Annotated in this window: 20 protein-coding genes and 1 tRNA gene; 9 read left to right on the top strand and 12 right to left on the bottom strand. The window is 62.1% G+C overall.

Annotated features, from left to right (window positions below; all coding sequences use genetic code 11):
- Positions 1-305: 305 nt before the first annotated feature.
- From proS to EJ066_RS26020, 3 genes are read left to right on the top strand one after another with little or no spacing between them, the layout of a single operon-like run.
- Entirely contained in the window at positions 306-1634 is a 1329-nt protein-coding gene (proS, locus tag EJ066_RS26030; RefSeq protein ID WP_126042810.1) for a proline--tRNA ligase, read from the top strand.
- Positions 1631-2917, top strand: coding sequence for a lipoprotein-releasing ABC transporter permease subunit (locus tag EJ066_RS26025; RefSeq protein WP_126042809.1), 1287 nt, complete (start codon positions 1631-1633; stop codon positions 2915-2917). The genes proS and EJ066_RS26025 overlap by 4 nt, the downstream gene beginning before the upstream one ends.
- Positions 2914-3597 carry an ABC transporter ATP-binding protein gene (locus EJ066_RS26020; RefSeq protein WP_126042808.1) on the top strand — a complete coding sequence of 228 codons (684 nt, stop codon included), beginning with the start codon at positions 2914-2916 and terminating at the stop codon, positions 3595-3597. The genes EJ066_RS26025 and EJ066_RS26020 overlap by 4 nt, the downstream gene beginning before the upstream one ends.
- 659 nt (positions 3598-4256) lie before the next feature.
- Here EJ066_RS26020 and lipB read toward each other — a convergent pair.
- Positions 4257-5000, bottom strand: a complete 744-nt coding sequence (lipB, locus tag EJ066_RS26015; protein WP_126042807.1) for a lipoyl(octanoyl) transferase LipB — start codon at positions 4998-5000, stop codon at positions 4257-4259.
- A 181-nt stretch (positions 5001-5181) separates the two neighbouring features.
- On the opposite strand from lipB, the gene EJ066_RS26010 reads away from it, so the two are divergent.
- Positions 5182-5266, top strand: a tRNA-Leu gene (locus EJ066_RS26010).
- Positions 5267-5480: 214 nt separating this feature from the next.
- A complete protein-coding gene (locus EJ066_RS26005; RefSeq protein WP_245455237.1) occupies positions 5481-6755 on the top strand; it encodes a hypothetical protein in 1275 nt (424 codons plus the stop codon).
- Here EJ066_RS26005 and EJ066_RS26000 read toward each other — a convergent pair.
- From EJ066_RS26000 to EJ066_RS25990, 3 genes are read right to left on the bottom strand one after another with little or no spacing between them, the layout of a single operon-like run.
- Positions 6748-7287 carry a hypothetical protein gene (locus EJ066_RS26000; RefSeq protein WP_126042805.1) on the bottom strand — a complete coding sequence of 180 codons (540 nt, stop codon included), beginning with the start codon at positions 7285-7287 and terminating at the stop codon, positions 6748-6750. The genes EJ066_RS26005 and EJ066_RS26000 overlap by 8 nt on opposite strands.
- Positions 7284-7877 (bottom strand): hypothetical protein, encoded by a 594-nt coding sequence (locus EJ066_RS25995; RefSeq protein ID WP_126042804.1) that lies wholly within the window; start codon positions 7875-7877, stop codon positions 7284-7286. The genes EJ066_RS26000 and EJ066_RS25995 overlap by 4 nt, the downstream gene beginning before the upstream one ends.
- A complete protein-coding gene (locus EJ066_RS25990) occupies positions 7874-8452 on the bottom strand; it encodes a hypothetical protein (RefSeq protein ID WP_126042803.1) in 579 nt (192 codons plus the stop codon). Before EJ066_RS25990 ends, EJ066_RS25995 begins: the two co-directional genes overlap by 4 nt.
- A gap of 306 nt (positions 8453-8758) precedes the next feature.
- Between EJ066_RS25990 and EJ066_RS25985 the strand changes: the two genes are divergently transcribed.
- A complete protein-coding gene (locus EJ066_RS25985; protein ID WP_126042802.1) occupies positions 8759-10474 on the top strand; it encodes a GH32 C-terminal domain-containing protein in 1716 nt (571 codons plus the stop codon).
- Between the two features lie 22 nt (positions 10475-10496).
- Here the strand turns inward: EJ066_RS25985 and EJ066_RS25980 are convergent, their stop codons facing one another.
- The 5 genes from EJ066_RS25980 to EJ066_RS25960 all read right to left on the bottom strand — a co-directional run bounded on the left by EJ066_RS25980 (position 10497) and on the right by EJ066_RS25960 (position 15716).
- Positions 10497-11234, bottom strand: a complete 738-nt coding sequence (locus tag EJ066_RS25980; protein WP_245454980.1) for an HAD-IIB family hydrolase — start codon at positions 11232-11234, stop codon at positions 10497-10499.
- A 14-nt stretch (positions 11235-11248) separates the two neighbouring features.
- A complete protein-coding gene (locus EJ066_RS25975; RefSeq protein ID WP_126042800.1) occupies positions 11249-12586 on the bottom strand; it encodes a glycosyltransferase family 1 protein in 1338 nt (445 codons plus the stop codon).
- 155 nt (positions 12587-12741) lie between these two features.
- Complete coding sequence (locus EJ066_RS25970; protein WP_126042799.1) at positions 12742-14067, bottom strand: ATP-binding protein; 1326 nt, start codon at positions 14065-14067, stop codon at positions 12742-12744.
- A complete protein-coding gene (locus tag EJ066_RS25965) occupies positions 14064-14828 on the bottom strand; it encodes a response regulator transcription factor (RefSeq protein ID WP_189644366.1) in 765 nt (254 codons plus the stop codon). Before EJ066_RS25965 ends, EJ066_RS25970 begins: the two co-directional genes overlap by 4 nt.
- A gap of 27 nt (positions 14829-14855) precedes the next feature.
- A complete protein-coding gene (locus EJ066_RS25960) occupies positions 14856-15716 on the bottom strand; it encodes a MipA/OmpV family protein (RefSeq protein ID WP_126042797.1) in 861 nt (286 codons plus the stop codon).
- Positions 15717-16143: 427 nt separating this feature from the next.
- Here EJ066_RS25960 and mgtE point away from each other — a divergent pair, with 427 nt between their 5' ends.
- The 3 genes from mgtE to EJ066_RS25945 all read left to right on the top strand — a co-directional run bounded on the left by mgtE (position 16144) and on the right by EJ066_RS25945 (position 18726).
- Positions 16144-17571, top strand: coding sequence for a magnesium transporter (mgtE, locus tag EJ066_RS25955; RefSeq protein ID WP_126042796.1), 1428 nt, complete (start codon positions 16144-16146; stop codon positions 17569-17571).
- A 152-nt stretch (positions 17572-17723) separates the two neighbouring features.
- Positions 17724-18110, top strand: coding sequence for a MerR family DNA-binding transcriptional regulator (locus EJ066_RS25950; RefSeq protein WP_126044048.1), 387 nt, complete (start codon positions 17724-17726; stop codon positions 18108-18110).
- A 43-nt stretch (positions 18111-18153) separates the two neighbouring features.
- Positions 18154-18726, top strand: a complete 573-nt coding sequence (locus tag EJ066_RS25945) for an HXXEE domain-containing protein (protein WP_126042795.1) — start codon at positions 18154-18156, stop codon at positions 18724-18726.
- Between the two features lie 23 nt (positions 18727-18749).
- On the opposite strand, the gene EJ066_RS25940 is transcribed toward EJ066_RS25945, so the two are convergent.
- From EJ066_RS25940 to EJ066_RS25930, 3 genes are all read right to left on the bottom strand, one after another.
- Positions 18750-19256 carry an isoprenylcysteine carboxylmethyltransferase family protein gene (locus EJ066_RS25940; RefSeq protein ID WP_126042794.1) on the bottom strand — a complete coding sequence of 169 codons (507 nt, stop codon included), beginning with the start codon at positions 19254-19256 and terminating at the stop codon, positions 18750-18752.
- On the bottom strand, positions 19253-20257 hold the full coding sequence (locus EJ066_RS25935) for a DUF1624 domain-containing protein (RefSeq protein ID WP_126042793.1): 1005 nt from the start codon (positions 20255-20257) through the stop codon (positions 19253-19255). Before EJ066_RS25935 ends, EJ066_RS25940 begins: the two co-directional genes overlap by 4 nt.
- 83 nt (positions 20258-20340) lie before the next feature.
- A complete protein-coding gene (locus EJ066_RS25930) occupies positions 20341-21522 on the bottom strand; it encodes an aromatic ring-hydroxylating dioxygenase subunit alpha (protein WP_126042792.1) in 1182 nt (393 codons plus the stop codon).
- Positions 21523-21581: the final 59 nt, after the last annotated feature.

Genomic DNA, 21581 nt, shown 5'->3' with positions numbered 1-21581 from the left:
GTAGGAGGGCAGATTTTTCTCCGCCCTCTCGGTTATCGGGGCACATTAGCCCAAGGCGGATGAAAATGTCACGCAGAATTTTGCCTGGAAATAAGCAATCTCGTGCTGCAGTGCACAATAGTATGGCAGGCGTTGCTTGCGAAACGACCAGCAAGGCGGATGCGGCACTGCGGCACCTTTGCGGGCGCCCGAGACGTGGGGTGGGGGCGGGTTTCCATTCCGTCATGAAATGGCTATGAAGCCGGGGCAAGCAAGCCTGCGCTGCGCCGATTCCGGTGCGGCAATCCTCACTTACGGACCAGTCCATGCGTTTGTCGCGCTATTTCCTACCTATCCTCAAAGAAAATCCACGCGAGGCCGAAATCGTCTCGCACCGGCTGATGCTGCGCGCCGGCATGATCCGCCAGCAGGGGCAAGGCAGTTTTTCCTGGCTGCCGCTCGGCAAGAGGGTGCTGGACAAGGTCTGCCGGATCATTCGCGAAGAGCAGAACCGGGCCGGCGCGCTCGAGATCCTGATGCCGACCATCCAGTCCGCCGAACTGTGGCGCGAAAGCGGCCGCTATGACGACTACGGCAAGGAGATGCTGCGCATCAAGGACCGGCAAGATCGCGACATGCTCTATGGGCCGACCAACGAGGAGATGGTCACCGAGATTTTCCGCGCCTATGTGAAGTCCTATAAGGATCTGCCGCTCAATCTCTATCACATCCAGTGGAAATTCCGCGACGAGGTGCGCCCGCGGTTCGGCGTCATGCGCAGCCGAGAGTTCCTGATGAAGGACGCCTATTCCTTCGACCTCGACTATGACGGCGCCAAGGCGGCCTATAACAGGATGTTCGTATCCTATCTCAGGACCTTCACGCGCATGGGGCTGCAGGCGATCCCGATGCGGGCCGACACCGGGCCGATCGGCGGCGACCTCAGCCACGAATTCATCATCCTGGCCGACACCGGCGAGAGCCAGGTGTTTTGCCATCGCGACTATCTTGCGCTGGCTGTACCGGGCGAAGGCACGGATTTCTCGAACGATGCCGAGATCAGCGGCATCGTCACGAAATGGACGGCACCCTATGCCGCCACCGACGAGATGCACGACGAAGCAGCATGGGAAAAGGTCGCCGAGACTGACCGGGTCTCGGCGCGCGGCATCGAGGTCGGCCATATCTTCCATTTCGGTGACAAATATTCAAAGCCGATGGGCGCCAAGGTGACCGGGCCCGACGGCAAGGACCATTTCGTCTCGGGGGGCTCCTACGGCATCGGCCCGTCGCGGCTGGTCGCGGCGATCATCGAGGCCAGCCATGACGACAACGGCATCATCTGGCCGGAGGCGGTGGCGCCTTTCGACATCGGCCTGATCAACATGAAGGCCGGCGATGCCGAGTGCGACCGCGTCTGCGACGATCTCTATGCGGCGTTTGCCGCTGCCGGCAAGGACGTGCTCTACGACGACACCGACCAGCGGCCGGGCGGCAAGTTCGCCACCGCCGACCTGATCGGACTGCCGTGGCAGGTGATTGTCGGGCCGCGCGGCGTGGCCGCCGGCGAGGTCGAGATCAAAAACCGCAAGACCGGCGAGCGCGAGACGCTGCCGATCGCGGGCGTGAAGAAACGCTTCGGTGTTGCCGCATGAGCGAAGCGGCAGCAGCGAAACCCCTGGCCGCCGGACCTTTTTCCGTCTTCGAACGCATGGTCGCGTGGCGCTATCTGCGTTCGCGCCGCAAGGAGACGGTGATCTCCGTGATTGCGTCGATCTCCTTCCTCGGCATCATGCTGGGCGTCGCCACGCTGATCGTCGTGATGGCGGTCATGAATGGGTTTCGCGCCGAGCTCTTGACGCGCATCCTCGGCGTCAACGGCCATCTGATCGTGCAGCCGCTCGACATGCCGCTGGAGGACTATGCGCAGGTTGCCGGCCGCATCAACGGCGTGCCCGGCGTCAAATACGCCATTCCGCTGATCGACGGGCAGGTGCTGGCGCAAGGCAATGTCGGCGGCGGGTCAGGGGCGCTGGTGCGCGGTATACGCGGCGAGGATCTGGGCAAGATCTCGATCGTCGCCAACAATATCCAGCAGGGCTCGATCGTTGGCTTCGACGCCAGCGAGGGCGTCGCCGTCGGCAGCCGCATGGCCGAGAATCTCGGTCTCGTGCTCGGCGACACCATCACGCTGATCGCGCCCGAGGGCGATGTGACGCCGCTCGGCACGACGCCGCGCATGAAGGGCTACCCGATCACGGCGATCTTCGAAGTTGGCATGTCGGAATATGACAGCTCCATCGTCTACATGCCGTTTTCGGAAGCGCAGCTCTATTTCAACATGGACGGCCGGGCCCAGACGATCGAGATCTATGTCGACAATCCAGACAATGTCGACGCGCTGAAGACGAAGGTCGAGGCGGCCGCCCAGCGGCCGATCAGCATGGTCGACTGGCGGGAGCGCAACAGGACATTCTTCGATGCGCTGCAAGTGGAGCGCAACGTCATGTTCATGATCCTGACGCTGATCGTGCTGGTGGCGGCGCTCAACATCATTTCGGGCCTGATCATGCTGGTGAAGGACAAGGGCCACGACATCGCCATCCTGCGCACCATGGGCGCCACGCGCGGCGCGATCCTGCGCATCTTCCTGATGACGGGGGCGGCGATCGGCGTGGTGGGCACCATCGCCGGCGTCCTGCTTGGCGTCGTTATCTGCCTGAACGTCGAGCGCATCCGCCAGTTCTTTTCCTGGCTGGCCGGCGAGAGGCTGTTCAATCCCGAGCTCTATTTCCTGAGCCAGCTACCTGCCCGAATGGACGCCAGCGAGACGATTTCGGTTGTCCTGATGGCACTGGCGCTGTCGTTCCTGGCGACGCTGTTTCCGGCATGGCGCGCGGCCAGGCTCGATCCGGTCGAAGCGCTGAGGTACGAATGAGCGCCGAGGCCATTATCGAGCTGAAGAACGTCGAGCGGCATTATGTCCAGGGGCCGCGCAAGCTCACCATTCTCAAAGGCGCCGATTTTTCGCTGAAGCGCGGCGAGATCGTGGCGTTGGTGGCGCCTTCGGGCACCGGCAAGTCGACGCTGCTGCACACCGCCGGGCTGCTGGAGCGGCCGGACGCCGGCGACGTGATTCTGGCCGGCCGCGCCTGCGGCCGGCTTTCCGACGACGAACGCACGGCGATCCGCCGCAACGATGTCGGCTTCGTCTATCAGTTCCATCACCTGCTGCCGGAGTTCACGGCGCTGGAAAACATCATGATGCCGCAGCTGATAAAGGGGCTGACGCGCCAGGAGGCTGCCGAGCGTTCGGCGCAACTGCTGGACTACATGCAGATCGGCAAGCGCGCGCAGCACCGCCCGTCGGAACTGTCCGGCGGCGAGCAGCAGCGCGTCGCCATCGCGCGCGCCGTCGCCAACGCGCCGCTGGTGCTGCTTGCCGACGAGCCGACCGGCAATCTCGACCCGGTCACCGCCTCCTATGTGTTCGAGGCACTGGGAGCGCTGGTCCGGCAATCGGGCCTGGCGGCGCTGATCGCCACCCACAATCACGAACTTGCCTCGCGCATGGACCGTCGCGTCACGCTGGCCGACGGCAAGGTGGTTCCGCTTTAGGCAGGTTCCGCAAAAGTGTCCCACGGTTTTGCGACAAGAACCTGCGACAAACAAAAGAATCTAAGCAGGTATTCGTGGGCCAGCCCACGAATACCTGCTTAGATGTATCGATATTCAGCTGGCCAGCGAATGGCAGGTTTCCTGCGCTTCTGGCCTTCGCCGGCCGAAGCACTCAGGAGCGGTTGTGGCAGTTCGGCTACGGCCGGGGTAGGCCGGTACTCACGGACCTAACGATACGCTCCGTTCCGTTCTCGCAACCCACCCCAGTCTGGTCGCCGCGCGCCCGTCTTCGACTCCGGCGCCCCACACGCAGCCAGCGCGGAAGCGGCGGAAATCCGCCGCTCAACCTTTCCTTAACCCTGCCGAGCTGATCGCCCGGAATTTCGCGGCACGCTCGGATTCCAGTCGTTGACATTCGAACAAAATTAGAACAAAATATGAACATACTGAAAACAGGAGAGAGTTATGACCGGTCTTGTTCAGGATGTCGTGTCACTGGTGTGCATGAGCACGTTTCTCATTTCCATGGCGATCTGGATCGGAGCGATGTGAGGCAGCGCTGAAGGACGCGGCTCAAACGCTGACGCCTCGTTCTTCACGGGGTGAGGGGTAGCGTCGGAGCTCGGTGCTTCGTCGCCTTTGCCGGCGGCCTTTTTTTGTCAGCCGGCCTTGCGGGCCGGTTCGACAAGCAAAGGTGCCGCGGGGCCGAAGACATCCTCGAAGGCGGATTTCAGCGCGAGGTCGAGGTCGGCCATCCCAAGGGGAAGGCCGAGATCGACGAGGCTGGTGACGCCGTGATCCTGCACGCCGCACGGCACGATGCCGCTGAAGTGGCTGAGATCCGGCTCGACATTGATGGCGATGCCGTGAAAGCTTACCCAGCGCCTCAGCCTGATGCCGATGGCGGCGATCTTGTCCTCGGCGAGCGATCCGTCGGCCAGGGCGGGGCGATCCGGCCGCACCACCCAGACGCCGACGCGGTCCTCGCGCCGTTCGCCGCGCACATTGAAAGCGGCGAGCGTGCCGATGATCCATTGTTCAAGTGCCGCGACGAAGGCGCGGACATCCTCGCGCCGCCGCTTCAGGTCGAGCATCACATAAGCGACCCGCTGGCCCGGCCCATGATAGGTGTATTCGCCGCCGCGTCCGGCCGCGAACACCGGGAAACGGTCCGGCTCGATCAGGTCCTCGATACGGGCGCTGGTGCCGGCCGTGTAAAGCGGCGGGTGCTCGACCAGCCAGACCATCTCGCCAGAGGCGCCGCTTCGGATCGCCTCGGCACGCGCCTCCATCACGGCAAGCGCATCCGGATAGGCGGTGAGGCCAGGTTCGATCCGCCATTCGACCGGCGCCGAACCGGGCAAGGGAAGGAACGACGTGGCGATCTGGCTGCGTTCTGTCATGGTGTGTCTCGTGTCACTTCACATATGGCGGCAATCGGCTGAAACGTCCAGTTCCGAGCGCGTTCCAACCCTTTGAATGGTTATGCCGAATCCGCGGGCAATTATTGCGCGACGCGCCCTTGTTTCGCCAGAAACGATTTGCTACACGCCGCGTGCCGGTTCGTTCCGGCTCCTACCACGTGCGGTCGTGGCGGAATTGGTAGACGCGCAGCGTTGAGGTCGCTGTGGGGCAACCCGTGGAAGTTCGAGTCTTCTCGACCGCACCAGTTTCGCGCCATAAGCGATTGATTTAATTCCATCGTTTCTTTCCGCCGGCAATTTCTCCGGAAGACTGCCGGACAAACTGGCGCACAGCGGTCGTCATCCAGCCACTCAAGGCGTCGCCTTCGTCACACGGTTTGTGAAAGCGAATGTCGAAATCTGAACGGGCCGCGCGTTGAGAGGCTGCTTTGGCCCCGCTAAGCATACGCCATGACGACGATGATCGAGGACATCGTCCGGCCGCTCGCGCTGACGGCCGGCCTTCTTGCCCGCTACTGGCCGCAACTCCTTCTCGTCGGCGCCATCGGGTACATCGCGCGCGACCTTCTGCTGGAGGCGGCGGTGACGGTGGGCCTTCAGCACCCGCTGGGCGGGATGCTCATGCTGTCGCTCGTGGTGCTGGCGAAGCTGCTGGTCGTGGTGACGATGTTCGCTGTGTTGCGGTCGGGCCTGCCTGCCCTGGCCGCGCTGCGGCGGGCGCCGACCAGCACGGCGAAGGGCGCGGGCTGGCTGAGGAGCGGGGATCATATGCTGGCGATCACGGCTGCGGTGATTCTGCCGTTCTTCGCCTACTACGCGGCGTGGGGCTTTCTCGGCGACACGGTGCGGGAGTATTCGCGGCTGGCGCTCGACCGCGTGGCATTCGGCGAGAAGCTGCAGATCTTCCAGCTCTTGCAGTCGCGCGGCCTGATCGCCTCGGTTGTCGCCTGCTGGGCGATCCGCTGGGCCGCCAAGCGTATGAACGACCGCTCGCAAGCGCCCTGGTGGCGTCTTGTGATCGTGGCGGCGGACGCAAGCTGGATATTCATCGGCCTCTACGCCCTCGACATCTGGAAGGACGACTTCATCAGGTGGCTCGGGGCGGGCTCGCTGCTGGAGGAACTGAGCATGGGCCTACAGTCGTTGTCGATGATGGCCCACGCGGCAGAAGGCTTCACCCCGGTCGAGTTCCGACAGCCGAGCGCCTTCGAGCAGGCGCAGAACCTCTTCTTTTACGCACTCCTGCCGATGATCTGGCTGGTCATGGCGGCGATCATCAACGGCTACGATCTGTCGCCCGCACCCGTGCCCGCACCCGCCGCGCCCTCGCGCGCTGCCACCTCGCGTGCTGGGACCTGGCGGAAATGGCTGCATGATTTCGCCGCCCATTTCCTTGGTAGTTACCGCGCGCGCTACCGGCCGGTCTGGACCTGCCTGACGCTGACGCTCAGCGCCGGACTTGCGACGCTCGTCACCTTCATCGTCGCCTATCGCGCGCTCAACTGGCTCGGCGCCTGGCTCTGGTACGGGGCGACGCGCACGCTCGGCCCCTACGATCTCTCCACCTGGCAGGTTGTTGTCGGCATCATGAGCGTGTTCATCGGCAGCCCGAGTGATCTCGATGGCGGCATCCTGCTCGACGCCGTGCGCATCGCCCTCCTGGCGGCGGTGCTCGAACACGCGGTGGCGACGCGAACGCGGCAGGACGGCCGGACGCAGGCTGTCTCTACCTGAAGAGCAGATAGGCGGGCAGGGCCCCGGAGAGGGATACGGAAAGCGCGAGGCTCTCCGCGCCTTCGGGAACGACGAAGCTCTCGGCCATCATGACCGTATCGCCAGGGCTGATCTTCTCGAACAGGCCGCAATGCGGTTTATCCGCGGCTGCCGGCTTGACCTTGCGCACCGCGCTCTCGGGCAGGAAGGCCGGCTCCCAGCGGCGGCCCCGATCGTCCGTCAGGGCGACCTGGCACCGATTTTCCGCAAGCTGCGGCGGATCGTCGACGGTCGCCTCGAATTCAGCGAGGACGATGGCCGTGTTGGGAAGGGACCCGGGGAGGCGGGCAAGCCCGGTCAGCCGCCAGTCCGCCCCGGCATAGCGCTGCAAGGCCCCGCTTTCGACGGTGATGGGATTGCGCATTTCGCGCAGCCGCTCCCGAATCGTATCCCCTGTGTGCACCAGGATCGCGACCGGCAGAACGACCGCCAGCGCCGCGATGCTGAACCAGTAGCGGCGGCGTTCGCCGGCATTCGCAGTGGTCGCCGTCATTCGGCCTCCAGCGTCCAGGGCTGGCTCCGGCTGCCCCGGCCGAGCGTGACGGCCGACCGGATGTCTTGCGCCCGCACGTCCGTCATCTCGATCCACGCTTCCTCCGCGAGCGGCGTCAGGGCGGAGCGGGCGATGAGCAGGGTGGCGCCGGAGAGCTGGCTTTCCGGGACCTCGAACGCCATCAGCATCGGCCTCGGGATGCCCGGCTCCAGCCGCTCCGATCCCAGCATGCCCGGCATGGCCGAGAAGAGCTGGCTGAGCGCATGGCGCACGCCGTTCGGGCCGAGCCATTTGGCGGATGTCAGGGAAAGGCTTTCCTGCTTGGCCGCGGCTGCGGCTTCGATGATCACCCAGACGCCGGAGGTGGTGTAGGTGCGGGTGCGGCCGAAGCTCGACGCCTTGATCTCCCGTGCCAGATGGACGTCGGCGACGCCGATGGCGAAGGCGCCGGTGTCCAGCCTTTCGCCCTGCCTGCCGGCCACGGGAACGGGCGAGATGATGTCGCTGTAGAGGGGCGTCGTACGCTGCATCCCGTAGAGCATCGCGGCGGCCAGCAGGACCGCCGCCAGCCGCTTGACGGAGCCGATCATCGCGCCGCCTCCGCTTTGGCCGGCGAAACGGACAGTTCGACGGCGGCAACCGGATCGCGGTCGAACCACCCGGAAGCGCCGTAGAGATTATCGCGGCGCTTGTAGATCTGACTTCCGATCAGAAGCCGCAGCGTGCGCGGCGGGGGGAGGGCGGGCGGCCATTCCCAGGCCGCAATCATCCGTTCCGGCACGCCGGGGTTGATGCCGCCCGCGACCCAGCCGTCCCGCGCCAGATAGACGACCGGGTCCGGCAGGTCCGGGATCGGCGGATCGATGGCGAGCAATCTCGCGAGGACGTTGCTGGTTTCCGCCGAGCGGTTGTCGGCGTCGAATTCGACCATCACGAAGGTCTTCGGCTCCAGCGGCTCGATGCCGGTTGGCGGGGTCGGGCCGGCCCGCGCCTCGCGAATGGTGACGATCCAGCGACCGGTGTCCACAGGCTCGCCGGCGGCAACGACGGCAACGCCCTCCGGGTTGGCCGCGTCGTAAACCGCCATCGCAAACGAGGCGGCCGCCGCCGCGGTGCCGCCAATGCCAGTGATGAGAATAGCCAACAGACGCTGCCGTACCGTCATCGCCTCTCGGTCGCCATGGTTCCTCCCCACGCACGATACGTCAGAAAGTACCGCGAATTAAAGCTTAGGAATTGGCGCCTCGTTCAAATTCCGTCACGTCGCCAAACACAGGCTTCGCGCATCGGCCCGCTCAACTGGAGCTCGTTCATGTAGTGGATGCAGGCCTTGGGGCGCGGAATCCGGGGAATGGCTTTGCTAAAGTGAGAATCCGGCTTTAACCTCCCGCAACGTATTTCCAGGTCGAGAACCCGGTTTGACCTGTCCAGGAGCGCCGCACAGAACGCCACAGGCAACGGAGCCATCTTCATGAGTGACAGCCAGGTAAGGACTGCGGGAGGGGACACCATTCGAAGCCTGCATGCCGACCTGCCAGTCAACGCCACGTTCCATATCTGGCTTAAGGCGACCAAGCCGGGCATCCAGGGCTCACTGTCTTTTTCCAATGTCCGTGGCAAGTTCGGCGAGGTGAGCGTTGCGAACGCCGAGGAATATGAATTCAGAATTTTTCACGTCTTCGGCGGTGGCAGTGTCGACCTGGATTACGACACGGATCAAACCTCGGTATCGGTTGCGTACTGGTTCGCATTGGCCGACGTGCTGGAGACCGGCATTACGGTTCTTCACACCAACCCGGGAAATGCCCCGCCGAACATCCCCGACAGCTATCATTTTCGTCCTCCGTTCGGCTGGATGAACGATCCAAACGGATTTGGCCGGTTTGGAGGGCGCCCGCATCTCTTTTATCAGCATTATTCGCATGGGCTTCGGTGGAACACGATGCATTGGGGGCACGCTGTATCTTCCGATTATTTGCGGTGGCGTCACATGCCGATCTTCCTGTTCCCATCGGAAGATCTTACCGCAAGGCCCGACAAACGGGGCGGGGCGTATTCCGGCTCAGCCATCCCGCTTGCCGATGGCCCGGGCATTCGCGTGTTTTTTACCGAGCAGGTACAGGACCGTATCCCGGAACAGCAAATTCAACTCACGGCCACCTCCAGCGACCTCATCATGGCGGGAAATGCGGACGTCATCCTGCCATACCGCCCACTCGACCAGGGATTGACGGCCGATTTTCGCGACCCGTACGTCTTCAGGGGGCCGGATGGCCTTTGGAAAATGCTGCTGGGCAGCCAGAGCGACGAAGGCGGCGTTGTCCTGCTTTACGAAACCCATGACCATACGGCCGCCACCGGCTGGACATATATCGGCAAGCTTCTGGTCGAGAAACACTATCGGACGACGGCGATCGAATGTCCCTGTTTGCTGCCGCTCGACGGGCCAGCGACCGATCCCGCGACGCGCTGGGTTCTCATTCTCGGGCTGATGAATAGCGAGGACCGACCCACCCGGCGCAAGAACCTGACAATGGCCATCGTCGGCTGGTTCGACGGCCGGACCTTTGCCAAGGAATTCGAACAGGAACTGGACTTCGGCACGGACAACTACGCCTTCCAGGCCTTCGTCGACGGTGACGCCATCGTCGGCATAGGGTGGCTTGCCAACTGGGCCGACACCGGACCGGCGATCGATTTCCCTACAGCCATGACATTGCCTCGAAATATCCACCTGTCCGCAGGCGAGTTGCATACCCCGCCCATCGGAGCTGCCGAGAGCCTGCGGAGCCATATTCTGGACCGAACACGCCTTGCGGCCGGGGAGCAGGTAACCTTTGTCAATGGCGCCGTCGAAATCCTGTTCGAGCTCGAAAAGCAGGGTGTCCATTTCCACCTGAAACTCCATCATCCAACCGTCCGCCTCGGTGTCATCGTTGACGACGAGGGACTTGCCATCTGTCATGGAGACGACGGCGCAGCGGAATCTCCTCACTACATCGCCAAGGGAGCCCGTCCAAAACGGCTGCGGATATTCCTCGATTACGGATCGATCGAGGTCTTCGCGGATCGCGGCCGTTGGGCCGGCACGAAGCGGATCAGCGGTTTTGAGCCGATACAATCAGCACGCCTCATTGCCGAAACGGGCGGCGTTCTGCATGCGACGGTATGGGCGCTCAAACCCTGACGAGGAGATCAGTACTTCCAGGTCAGGATCGGGCGTCCGCAAACACCGACCAATGAACGAGGCCTTCGACGACGCCAAGGGCAAACTGTTCCTTGGCGCTGTAAATCAGCGGGTTGTCCCGAGCCATGTCACGCAGTTCGGGAAGGGCATTGGCCACGACAATCCCACGCGCGCCCGGCAGGTCGAACATACTGCGATCGTTGTTGGTATCGCCGGCGACGACCACCTCATCCAGGCCGATGCCGAGTTCATTGCACAGCCAGGCCAGCGCCTGCCCCTTGTCTGCTGAACGCGGCAGGATGTCGAGATCGCGTCCGCTCGAATAGATCATCGTCACCGAGAGGCCGGCCTCGTCCAGAGCGCGCTCGATGCTGGCAAGGGCGTCCGGACTTGCGTCGTGCAGGTACCAACTCGATTTGAAGGCGTGTTGGTAGGTGTCGGGCTGCCGGACGGTGTCTTTGAGCGATCCGAGCACCGCATCGACCTTTTCAAGAGACCAGCCTTGCGAAAGCCTCTGGGTGAAGTGCTCCAGATGTGAGCTGTGCCGCGGACCGGCCAGCATCGTGCCGACACCGCCGATCACATAGTCCGGCGCTGGCAGGCCGACATCGTCGACGAAGTTCAAGATGTCGTCGGCCAGACGACCGCTGTTGTAGACGAGAACCGGTCGATGCTCGGGGTCGAGCGCTTCCCATTTGGAACGGAAACGTAACGTCGCCGGCGGATGACCTGCCAGGGTCCCGTCGAGATCGCTCGACAAAAGCGCGATCGGTCTCAATCGCCGTCGTTCCACGGCTCGTCCCAATCATGGTCGTCGACCGCCTTCAGCACCGGACGCCCTTCGACGAGGCTGACCAGCTGTTGCGCGATGCCTGTCCAGGTGAACAGGCTGCGCGCCTTGTGCGCACCCATGCGGCCCAGTCGGCCATAAAGGCGCGGGTGCTTCATAGGCTTGACGATCGTGATGCCGAGGTCTTCCTTGTCGAACGGATCGCCAAAAAGCGCGTGCCGGCCATAGCTGATCCCGCGATAGAGGCCACCATGGATCGTGACCACGGTGGGCGTTCCGCAGGCCATTGCCTCGATCGCGGTCATGCCGAACGGCTCGTAGCGGCTCGACAGGACGAACAAGTCCGCCGCCCGATAGGTGTCGGCCAGATCCTCGTCGGCAACATAACCCGAAAAGACGACACGATCCTGCAAGCCTAGCTGTTCAACCTGTTCCTTGAGCTGGTCGAGGATCTTCTGTTCATGCTCGTCCATGTTCTCGCCGCCGACAGCGAGCCTCAGGACGGCATCTGGCACACGCGGCGCCACTACGGAAAACGCATCGATCAGCAGGTCGTAGCCCTTGTTGGTGGCGAGCCGGCCGAGCGCCAGGATTGTTCGCCCCTCGAAGCCAAGCCGATGGCGGATCATCCGGCGCGAAGCCTCGCTGACCGGGAAAAACCGGTTGTCGTCGTAACCGGGCGGGATCATATGCACGCGGTCGCGCTCGAGACTGTAGTCCTCGACCAGCATATCCACCTGCTGCGGCGTCGTTGCAATCACCATGGCGCAGCTTCGATAGATAATCGTCTCGTGCTTTATGCGCTCGGTGAAGTTGAACTCGGCCTCGAATGTATCGGCCTTGTCCGGGTAGTCCGTCTTCATCTGGCGCTGCTTCCATATGCCGAGAGAATGCGGCGTATGGATGTGCGAGATATTAAGCGCTTCCGACAGTCGCTGCCCCGCCACGCCCGCATCCCAGTAGTGGCTGTTGATGAAGTCGTAGGAGAGGTTTTCCCTGCGAATCAGGCGCAGCGCGTTTTCACACCACTCGAGAAGGTGGCGGTGGAGATATTCCTTCGGAATAAAATCGGGTCCGCCACAGGCGACACGCAGGACACGAACGCCGTCCGCCACGTCATCGACGGCAGGCTGGTCTTCAAATCGCCGCGTCCAGACATCGACAGCATAACCCAATTGGGCCAGCTTCTTGGCAAGTTCCAGGACATAGACCACTTGTCCGCCCGTATCGGCCGCACCCAGTGGCGGGTTTGCTGCAACGTAGCCGTGGGTTGAAATGAGTGCAATTCTAGGTATCGCCGCATCCGAGTTGTCGTCCGGCATCTCTATCCTTCTCTTCGATTTGATCTTTGCACGTCCACGGTCGAGCATGCGCCAGTTCGGGTATATAGCGTTCCGATCTCCATCGGCAAACATTGAGGCACCCAATTTTTGCTGCCCCTGCTCCAACACACCATATGCTCTCGGTGCGGGCCGTCTTATGACGGCTGGACACTTGGTCCATTCGGCAGATCGACGGTAACGACGAGCCCGGTTGGCTGGTTGTCTTGCAATTCGATCTTGCCGCCGTGGCCCTGGATGATGTCCGCAACGATCGAGAGGCCCAGACCGAAGCCATGCTTCGACGCGATGCCGCGTGAGGTGTCCTCCTTGAAGAAGGGTTCGAAGACATCGGTGCGCGCCGCCACTGGAATCCCCGGCCCGTCGTCGCCGACCGCTATGCGCGCCACCGTGTCGGTCTGCGTCAATGCGACGGTGACATGGCTGGCGAATTTGACCCCGTTGTCGCAGAGATTGGTGATCGCACGCGCCAGCGCATTGGGCTTGCACCAGCCGAGAAGCCGGTCCGGTCCGGAGTACGAGACCGAAAACCCGACATCGGAGAATTCGGCGCAGACGGTTTGCAGCACGCTGGCAATGTCGGCGCGTTGCAACTTCTCCGTCGAGACGTCGTTGCGCAGGTAGGTCAAGGTCTCGTTGATCAGATCGTCGATGTGCTGAATATCGGACAGCATCGCGGTGCGGGTGACGTTGTCGTCCATGCGCTCGGTGCGAAGCCGCAGCCGCGTCAAAGGCGTGCGCAGATCGTGGCTGACACTGCGCAACATGCGAGTGCGGTTTTCGATCATCGCCCGGATACGTGTTCTCATCCGGTTCAATGCGCGCGCCAGGTCGACCATTTCGATGGAGCCGCGTTCGACGAAAAGCTCGTCGCCATTCTCAATCTCGGCCGAACCGACAGCCGTCGAGATGCGTTTCAATGGGTCCGTCACGGTCCATACCGCAAAGAGCCAGATCAAGGTGGGCAAGGCGATGAAAGCCATAAACTTGTAGAATAAGGAGCGGACGAGGTCTGATGTCAGTAAGGTATCGGGCACGCCGAAATGCGCCAGGATGGTCTGCTGATCCAGGCCGATGACAAACGCGGATTGACCATCGATGGTCAGCCATCGCCCCTCAATCGGCCTCTTCCCGAACCCGAGAAACCGTTCGATGTTTCGCCACTGCGTATAAGAATATGGAATACCGTCGATCTGTTCCTTCGAAAGTATCTTGAAATCCAGGCCCGCACGAGCTGTCGTTGCCAGAATCTCGTTACGAGCCTCCGCTGGTGCTTCGCGCAACAAGCCGGCAATCACGGTGGCTCGTATGACACTGTCGTCAATAGCGGGCAGGTCGATATTCCTCGTAAAACTTTCGATGACCGATCCGGTAGACATGATCATAATCACCGCGACGAAAATGATCGCCACGAGTTGTCCACGCACTGACTGCGGCAGGCTGCGGCGGATGAAATTCCTCATGCTTCCTCCACCGTCGCGGTGAAGATGTAGCCACCCAGCCGAACGGTTTTGAGAAGCACCGGATCGCGCGCATCCTTTTCGATCTTCTGGCGGATCCGGCTGACATGGACATCGACGCTTCGCTCGATCGGTCCGGCAAGCCCGGCATGGGTTACGCCGAGTAGTTCCTCGCGTGAGAGAACCCGGCCTGCATTGCGACAGAACGCAAGCAACAGGTCGAATTCATGCGTCGTGGTCGAAACACGCGCATTGCTCGGATCATGCAATTGCCGGCGTATGGGATCGAGGCACCAGCCGTTGAAGCGAAGCACCTTCGAGCGATCCCGCTCGTCGGGAGCATAGGCCGTGCGTCGCAGCAACGCCCGTATCCTGGCCGTCAACTCGCGCGCGCTGAACGGTTTCGTCATGTAGTCGTCAGCGCCGATCTCCAGTCCGAAGATACGGTCGATTTCTTCGCCAAGCGCGGTCAGCATCAGGATCGGAACGTTCGTTTGCGTGCGAAGACGGCGGCAGATGCTGTGGCCATTTTCACCGGGGAGCATGACATCGAGCACGATGAGATCGAATTTCTGGTTGCGAAGCGCGGCGTCCATCCGGACGCCGCTCTCGGCTATTTCCACGATCATGCTGTTTTCAGTGAGCGTCTCGCCCAGCATGCGCGCGATTTCGACATCGTCTTCGACAATGAGGATACGCCAAACTTGCCTTGTCGATTTGGACTCGGCGTTCAAATCGCTTTGATGTCGTGCGACGTTTGCCATTGCCTGGACTGGTACCTGTGTGGGCGGTCAGAACCGATATCCGACGAGAAGCATGCCTGAAGGCTGGATCTTGTCGATGACGATCGGACTGTCGGCCGCGTCACCCACGAGAACGCCGATTCCCGCTTCGCCGCGTACCATCCAGTTCTGGTTGAGCAGATATGTGGCGGAGATCGAAAAATCGGCGCGCTTCAACCCGGCGCCGGCATCGTAGCGGGCCAGCCCAGAGCGAGCCGATTGTTCCGGCGTGACGCCGAAATAGGCCTGCATGTGATTTTCGTCGGCGAAGACGGCGGAAGCGCTGGCGCTGATCATCAATGATTGGGACAGCGGCTGGCTGACCTCGATCCCGATCTCGCCCACCAGACCATCGCTGCCCCCGATGGTCTTGTCCACTTGCGCGAAGATTTCAGCTGGGCCGAAATTCACGGCGGCCTTCGCGCCGACGGTCGCGCCCATGCCGATGTCTCCCAGCCCGCGCAGGCGGTCGGCATCGTCTTCATCGCGGCCCATTTCATAACCAAGCCGCGCGCTGAATTCGAACCGGTCTTGTTTATAGATGGCGATGTTGGCGCCTGTCGGATCGATCGTCACCACGTCGAGAAATGTCGCCGTGACAAAGGGCATCGGCATGATCTTGAACTCGTCGCTGCCCTCGTACTTCGGAACGATGATCGCGCCGCCGCCCAAGACGACATGCCAGTCGGACAGTTTTTGTTCGAAACGCGCGAAACGAGAAGGTTCGGGCGGCGGCAGGGTGAAATCGTCTGAATTCACCGCAATGGCGTCGGCGGCAAGCGCTGCTCCCGGATGCGTTGAAAACAGGATGGCCATTGCTGCAAGAGAAGCCCTGCCAGCAAACATTCCAGAGTCCATTTTGGCGAACATGCGTGCTCCAGTATAGCGAGGCGATAAGCCCCCGATGCTTTCAACATTTCAGATGAAAGTGGCCGCATGCGTGAAATGATGTTAAGTTTTGTTGCGCAATCGTGGTTTCATCTTGGCGCCTCTACGAGAGAACGATGAGGGCAGATGATCGATCCGTTCCCGCTTCGGACGATCAAGAGTAAACGATCTGCCGTCCGGCAATCCAAATCGCATCAGCCTTCGCCTCCCTACAGGACAGGGCGCATTTTCGTCTGATATTTCCGCGCGTTGCGCCATGGGAGCAGCGGACTCCCAAGTCGGAATCATGCCGCCGCTCTATCTCTGTGCTTGGGCATCGGATTTTTGCCAAAACCGGTTTCCACTTTTGGGTCCGATGCTCTAGACCTGACGGGCACCTTTTCCGGAATTCTGATGGCGGGAGGCGCTGGTGGAAGGCCAGGACGAACAGACGACCGGCGCCAGGGCCGCTGAGGATAGCCACGCCGACATCTATGGCGAGGACGGCGCCATTCTGTCGTCGTTCCTTGCCCAGATCGGCGCGGCGATCGCCGATCGCGACACGCTGACGCTGAAGCGTGAAGTCGACGACCTGCATCAATCCGAACTCGGCGACCTGCTCGAGGCGCTTCATCCCGAACAGCGCCGCGCGCTGGTCGAACTGTTGGGCGCCGACTTCGACTTTTCCGCGCTGACCGAGGTCGACGAGGCGATCCGCCGCGACATCGTCGACAATCTGCCCAACGAGCAGATCGCCCAGGGGGTGCAGGACCTCGATTCCGACGACGCGGTCTACATTCTCGAGGATCTCGAAAAGGAAGACCAGGACGAGATCCTGTCGCAACTGCCGTTCACCGAGCGGATCAGGCTGCGCCGCTCGCTCGACTATCCCGAAGAGACCGCCGGCCGCCGCATGCAGACGGAGTTCGTCGCGGTGCCGCCGTTCTGGACGATCGGCCAGACCATCGACTACATGCGCGAGGACAACAATCTTCCCGACCGCTTCAGCCAGATTTTCGTCATCGATCCGAGCTTCAAGCTGCTCGGCGCCATCGACCTCGACCAGATCCTGCGCACCAAGCGCTCGGTCAAGGTCGAAGAGGTCATGCATGAGACAAGGCACGCCATTCCGGCCACGATGGACCAGGAAGAGGCGGCGCGCGAATTCGAGCAATACGACCTTCTCTCCGCCGCCGTCGTCGACGAGAACGAGCGGCTTGTCGGCGTGCTGACCATCGACGATGTGGTCGACGTCATCCAGCAGGAGGCAGAGGAAGATCTGCTGCGCATGGGCGGTGTCGGCGACGAAGAATTGTCGGACAGCATTTTCTCGACCTCGCGCTCGCGCGTTCCGTGGCTGCTGATCAATCTCGGGACGGCCTTCATCTCGGCCTCAGTGATCAGTATGTTCGGTGCGACGATCGAGGAAATGGTCGCACTTGCCGCACTGATGCCGATCGTTGCCTCGCTGGGCGGCAATGCCGGCACGCAGACGATGACAGTGACCGTGCGCGCGCTCGCCACACGTGACCTTGATATCTACAATGCCGGTCGCGTCATTCGCCGCGAGGTTGTGGTCGGCCTGCTGAACGGCATGGTCATTGCGACGATCCTCGGGCTGGTCGCCGGCTTGTGGTTTCACAATCCCGATCTCGGTTTCGTCATTGCCGCGGCCATGATCGTCAACATGCTGGCTGCGGCGCTCGGCGGCATTCTGATTCCGCTGTTCCTCGACAGGCTCGGCGCCGATCCGGCGATTTCGTCATCAATCTTCACGACGATGATTACCGACGTTATCGGTTTCCTCGCCTTCCTTAGCCTTGCCACCTGGTGGCTGCATCTGGGCGCGGGAACCTGACAAGGCGTTCAATTGACTTTTACGTAAGTTGCGTGCGAAGTTTCGGCGGAGAACTACCGGTCGATTCCGGCACGGGACGAGCCCCTTTTGTGAATGAAGGGCATCGCCGCATGACGGGCGATCGCGCCGCTTTCCGGGCATTTGGAGTGACGATGCGGGAATATTATTCGATCACCGAACTGACCCGCGAATTCGATGTTTCGACGCGGACGCTGCGCTTCTACGAGGACGAGGGGCTGGTGCAGCCGATACGACGCGGCCGCACGCGGCTGTTTCGCCCGTCGGACCGACATCTCATCCGCCAGATCATGCGGGGAAAACGGCTCGGCTTTTCGATCAACGAAATCCGTGAAATCATCCAGATGTACAAGGAGCCGCCCGGGGAGGTCGGTCAACTCAATCTGATGATCAAGCGCATCGAGGAAAAGCGCGAGGATCTGCGCCAGAAGCGCCGGGACCTCGAAGAGACCCTGGCCGAACTCGACCAGGCCGAGGAATCCTGCGTCGAGCGGCTGGTGGAGCTCGGCGTCAACACCTGACCGATCCCCGACGTCTCTTCGCCAGGCACTCTATCTCTTTATTTTGACGCAATTCCGGACGGAAAACCGTTCTAACTTTTCCTGGAATTGCTCTAAACCGGCGATCAATCAAATCATGTTTATCATTCTCGCTTGGCTGTTCGCTGCTGTGGTCGCTATCCACAATCTGGAGGAGGCCGTTTTTCTGCCTGCCTGGTCCGAGCGGGCAGGGCGTTGGCATCGTCCCGTTGGAGCCAAGGAATTCCGGTTCGCGGTGTTCGTACTCACTGTTCTTGCCGGCGTTGCCGCCTTGATCGCCACCGTGCAGGGACGGGAGAGTTTCGGCGCCTACGTCCTGACCGGTTATGCGCTGGCGATGCTGCTCAATGTGACCTTTCCGCATCTCCTCGTCACATTGGCCATGGGCCGCTATATGCCGGGCACCGCGACCGCTCTCGTCCTGAATCTGCCGGTTACCGCCGCCCTGCTGCATCAGGCGTTTCGCGAGGGCTATGTCTCGTCAGCGCGTTTCACCCTGGCGGGACCGGCCGTGGTCTTGGCTATCGTGCTATTGATCCCGACGCTGTTTTATGCCGGACGGAAACTGCTGCCGAATACGGGACGCGCGTCGGGGTAGGCTTCGGGCTGATTTCGCCGCCATCAGATCCAGCGCCGCACCCTTTTCGCATAGTCCCGGTATTTCTTGCCAAATTTCGCCGTCAGGACTTTTTCCTCGCCCTCGATCGCCATCTTCTGCGTTGCGAAGGCCGCGATAATCGCCAGCGGCAGGAACCATGGGATCCCCGAGACAAGGGCCACGCCGATCAGCAGCAGCGTGTTGGCCAGATATATCGGGTTGCGGCTGACGGCGAAGGGGCCTGATGTGACCAGATGGTTCGGCACGGCGTTTGGGTGGAGCGTCGTCTTTGCCCGGATCATGGTGCGGATCGCCGTGAACCAGAGTGCGACGACGCCGAGCAAGGCCACCCAGCCAGCCGCGAACAGGATGTCGCCCAAAAGGCCGCCGATCCATGGCAGCGGATAGAGCAGCCCAAGCGCGATGCTGACGGCGATGGCCACGAGGTAGATCAGCGGCGGCCACGGTATGAGCCCCGGTTTCGACTGCCCCGATTTCGGCTGCCCCGATTTCGGCTGATGGTCGGTCATTGTGCTCCTCCCTCCATCAAAGTGCTATCGGCTTTGGCAGTGCAGGCGCCGGCGAGTTCGCCGAGATGTGCCTTCCATTCCGCAGCCTGGTCGTTGCGGTAGAGCCGATCAAGCGCGGCCTCGCCTTCAAGCGTATCGAGCATGCACACACAATAGCTGGAGCAGAACTCCGTGTCGCGCGATTGCTCGCACGACATCTGGCAATCTTTCAGGAAGGTCACCTGCCTGGTTTCGACCGGCGCCGGCATGATTTGCGAAAACAGCCAGACCGAGGCGATCAGCACCGGCTGGTGGATCAGATAGAAGGCGAGGCTGTGCCGGCCGATAAAGACCAGCGGATTGGTCCAGCGGCCGGCCGTCAGGTTTGCCAGCCGCGTCAGCACGCCGGAGGCGGAGGCGAGCTTTGCCGCCGCCATGCCTGCAAGCACGGCGCCGAACCATGGCAACAGCGGGACATAGTCGTTGGAGCGCGGATTGGTTGCCGACAGGCCGACCCACCACAGGGCCGGATGGTCGAAGATCTCGGACCTGAGGTAGAGGGGTGCGATGATGACGAAAGCCGCAACAACAAGCGTCAGCAGCGCCGGCAGCCGCAGGAACGCCAGGCCGAGCAGGCTGGCCAGCGCGATCTCGTGCAGGATGCCGAAGAAGATGAAGCTGTCCGGGGTGGCAAGCCTTGTGGCGGCCGATATTGCGAGCGCCGACCCGGCGACCATCGCAAAACGTTTCCAGAAGCCGTTCCAGCGGATTTGTTTGCCATGGGCGAGGAACAGGCTGACGCCAACCAGGAACAGGAAAGTCGAGGCGATGCAGCGTGCGTAGAATTTCCACCAGCCGAAGGCGGTCAGGCCGGGATCGGCGTAGCCGAAGAATTCGAGATCCCAGGTGAAGTGGTAGCTCGCCATGGCAAGCAGGGCGACGCCGCGGGCCACGTCGATGGCGACGATTCGCTTCAGCTTCGGCGGATCCTGAACGGAGGCGGTCGGCATAGGAATGCTCATGGTCTCGCAATCTGATTCAGCACTGCAAGACGACTATCATGGTTGCCCCGGACAAAAGAAGGCGGGCCAAATCCCCTTGATGTTCACAGATTGGATGAAAGCGTTGTTTGCTGCTCGCGCACCCAGTTGTGGAAGCGGTGCAGTTCATATTCTTCGGGCATCAGCACGCCGGCCTTGTGGCGCCTCGAGCGCAGGCCGTTCTGATTGACCTCGCAGATATCAGCGTCCTCCTCCAGCACCTGCCTGCCGAAGGCGACGATGTTGTCGAGGTCCGCCGTTGGATCGGCGAGGGCTTCGGGCGAAAAAAGCCATTCGGCGGTCAGTTCGGTCTGCTCCGGTCCGAGCGGCACCAGCCGCACGGTCCTGACATAGTCGACATGGCCGACGATGAACGTAGACGGCAGGTTGGTGGCATAGGTCTGCCCGGCGGTACGCTCGGCGGGCGTCAGGCCGGAAAAGACCGGACCGTGGACGTGGCCGTCGCGCGACCATGTCTCGGCCCCGGCCCGCAGGCCGCCGGAAAACTCCGGCGCGTCATTGTCGGCGTGGCGTGCCCATTCCGGGTCGTCGTGCCGCCCCATCAGGCCGCGGCCATAGATCGGCACCAGCCGCGACAGGTCCTTGTGGACGCCCGGGCAATGCAGGCACTCGTTGAAGTTCTCCCAGAAGATCTTCCAGTTGCAGTTCATCACCTTGCGCAGCACATGGCCGGTGACCAGTGTTTCCAGCGGCCAGTTGGCGAGGCTGCCAGATGTGGGATCGAAGGACGTTTCAGCCAACCCGGCGGCGTCTTCCGCGAGATTGACGAAGACAAAACCGCGCCACACCGACAGCGCCACGCGGTAGAGCGGATGATCGGCCTTGTCGAAGCCTTCAGGCAGCGATTTCGACGGCACGCGCACGAGATCGCCGCGCAGCGAATAGGACCAGGCGTGATAGGGGCAGGTGATGAGCCGCGCCTTCAGCCGTCCTTCGCTTTCTCGGCAAAGCTGCGAGCCGCGATGCCGGCAGGTGTTGTGGAAGGCGCGAAGCGCGCCTGCCTCGTCGCGCAGCACGACGATCTCCTGCGTGCCGACACGGAACGTCTTGAACGCCAGCGGCTGAGCAAGGTCGGCCTCGCGGCAGAGGAGCAGCCAGTTTCGATACCAGATGGCGTCGAGATCGCGCTGATAGGCGTCCAGGTTCCAGTAGTCCGACGCCGGCAGCGTCGGTTCAGGTCGCGTCAAACCGTTATAGGCATCGTGGTCGCTGGGGCTGGGTTGCATGGCCGGCTTCCTATGATGTGCCAGCCGACACCCGGCCGCGAAAATTGTCAATCGCGACG

Source organism: Mesorhizobium sp. M9A.F.Ca.ET.002.03.1.2, from assembly GCF_003952365.1.
Taxonomy (GTDB): Bacteria; Pseudomonadota; Alphaproteobacteria; order Rhizobiales; family Rhizobiaceae; genus Mesorhizobium.
This window is presented reverse-complemented; position numbering and strand designations above follow the sequence as displayed.

Coding starts and splice junctions, on each gene's coding strand:
- EJ066_RS25960 (WP_126042797.1), bottom strand. CDS start 15,716: ATGTTCGCCAAAATGGACTCTGGAATGTTTGCTGGCAGGGCTTCTCTT.
- EJ066_RS25940 (WP_126042794.1), bottom strand. CDS start 19,256: ATGACCGACCATCAGCCGAAATCGGGGCAGCCGAAATCGGGGCAGTCG.
- EJ066_RS26020 (WP_126042808.1), top strand. CDS start 2,914: ATGAGCGCCGAGGCCATTATCGAGCTGAAGAACGTCGAGCGGCATTAT.
- EJ066_RS26025 (WP_126042809.1), top strand. CDS start 1,631: ATGAGCGAAGCGGCAGCAGCGAAACCCCTGGCCGCCGGACCTTTTTCC.
- lipB (WP_126042807.1), bottom strand. CDS start 5,000: ATGACAGAACGCAGCCAGATCGCCACGTCGTTCCTTCCCTTGCCCGGT.
- EJ066_RS25985 (WP_126042802.1), top strand. CDS start 8,759: ATGAGTGACAGCCAGGTAAGGACTGCGGGAGGGGACACCATTCGAAGC.
- proS (WP_126042810.1), top strand. CDS start 306: ATGCGTTTGTCGCGCTATTTCCTACCTATCCTCAAAGAAAATCCACGC.
- EJ066_RS25975 (WP_126042800.1), bottom strand. CDS start 12,586: ATGCCGGACGACAACTCGGATGCGGCGATACCTAGAATTGCACTCATT.
- EJ066_RS25995 (WP_126042804.1), bottom strand. CDS start 7,877: ATGATCGGCTCCGTCAAGCGGCTGGCGGCGGTCCTGCTGGCCGCCGCG.
- EJ066_RS26000 (WP_126042805.1), bottom strand. CDS start 7,287: ATGACGGCGACCACTGCGAATGCCGGCGAACGCCGCCGCTACTGGTTC.
- EJ066_RS25950 (WP_126044048.1), top strand. CDS start 17,724: ATGCGGGAATATTATTCGATCACCGAACTGACCCGCGAATTCGATGTT.
- EJ066_RS25935 (WP_126042793.1), bottom strand. CDS start 20,257: ATGAGCATTCCTATGCCGACCGCCTCCGTTCAGGATCCGCCGAAGCTG.
- EJ066_RS26005 (WP_245455237.1), top strand. CDS start 5,481: ATGATCGAGGACATCGTCCGGCCGCTCGCGCTGACGGCCGGCCTTCTT.
- EJ066_RS25930 (WP_126042792.1), bottom strand. CDS start 21,522: ATGCAACCCAGCCCCAGCGACCACGATGCCTATAACGGTTTGACGCGA.
- EJ066_RS25965 (WP_189644366.1), bottom strand. CDS start 14,828: ATGGCAAACGTCGCACGACATCAAAGCGATTTGAACGCCGAGTCCAAA.
- EJ066_RS25970 (WP_126042799.1), bottom strand. CDS start 14,067: ATGAGGAATTTCATCCGCCGCAGCCTGCCGCAGTCAGTGCGTGGACAA.
- EJ066_RS25990 (WP_126042803.1), bottom strand. CDS start 8,452: ATGACGGTACGGCAGCGTCTGTTGGCTATTCTCATCACTGGCATTGGC.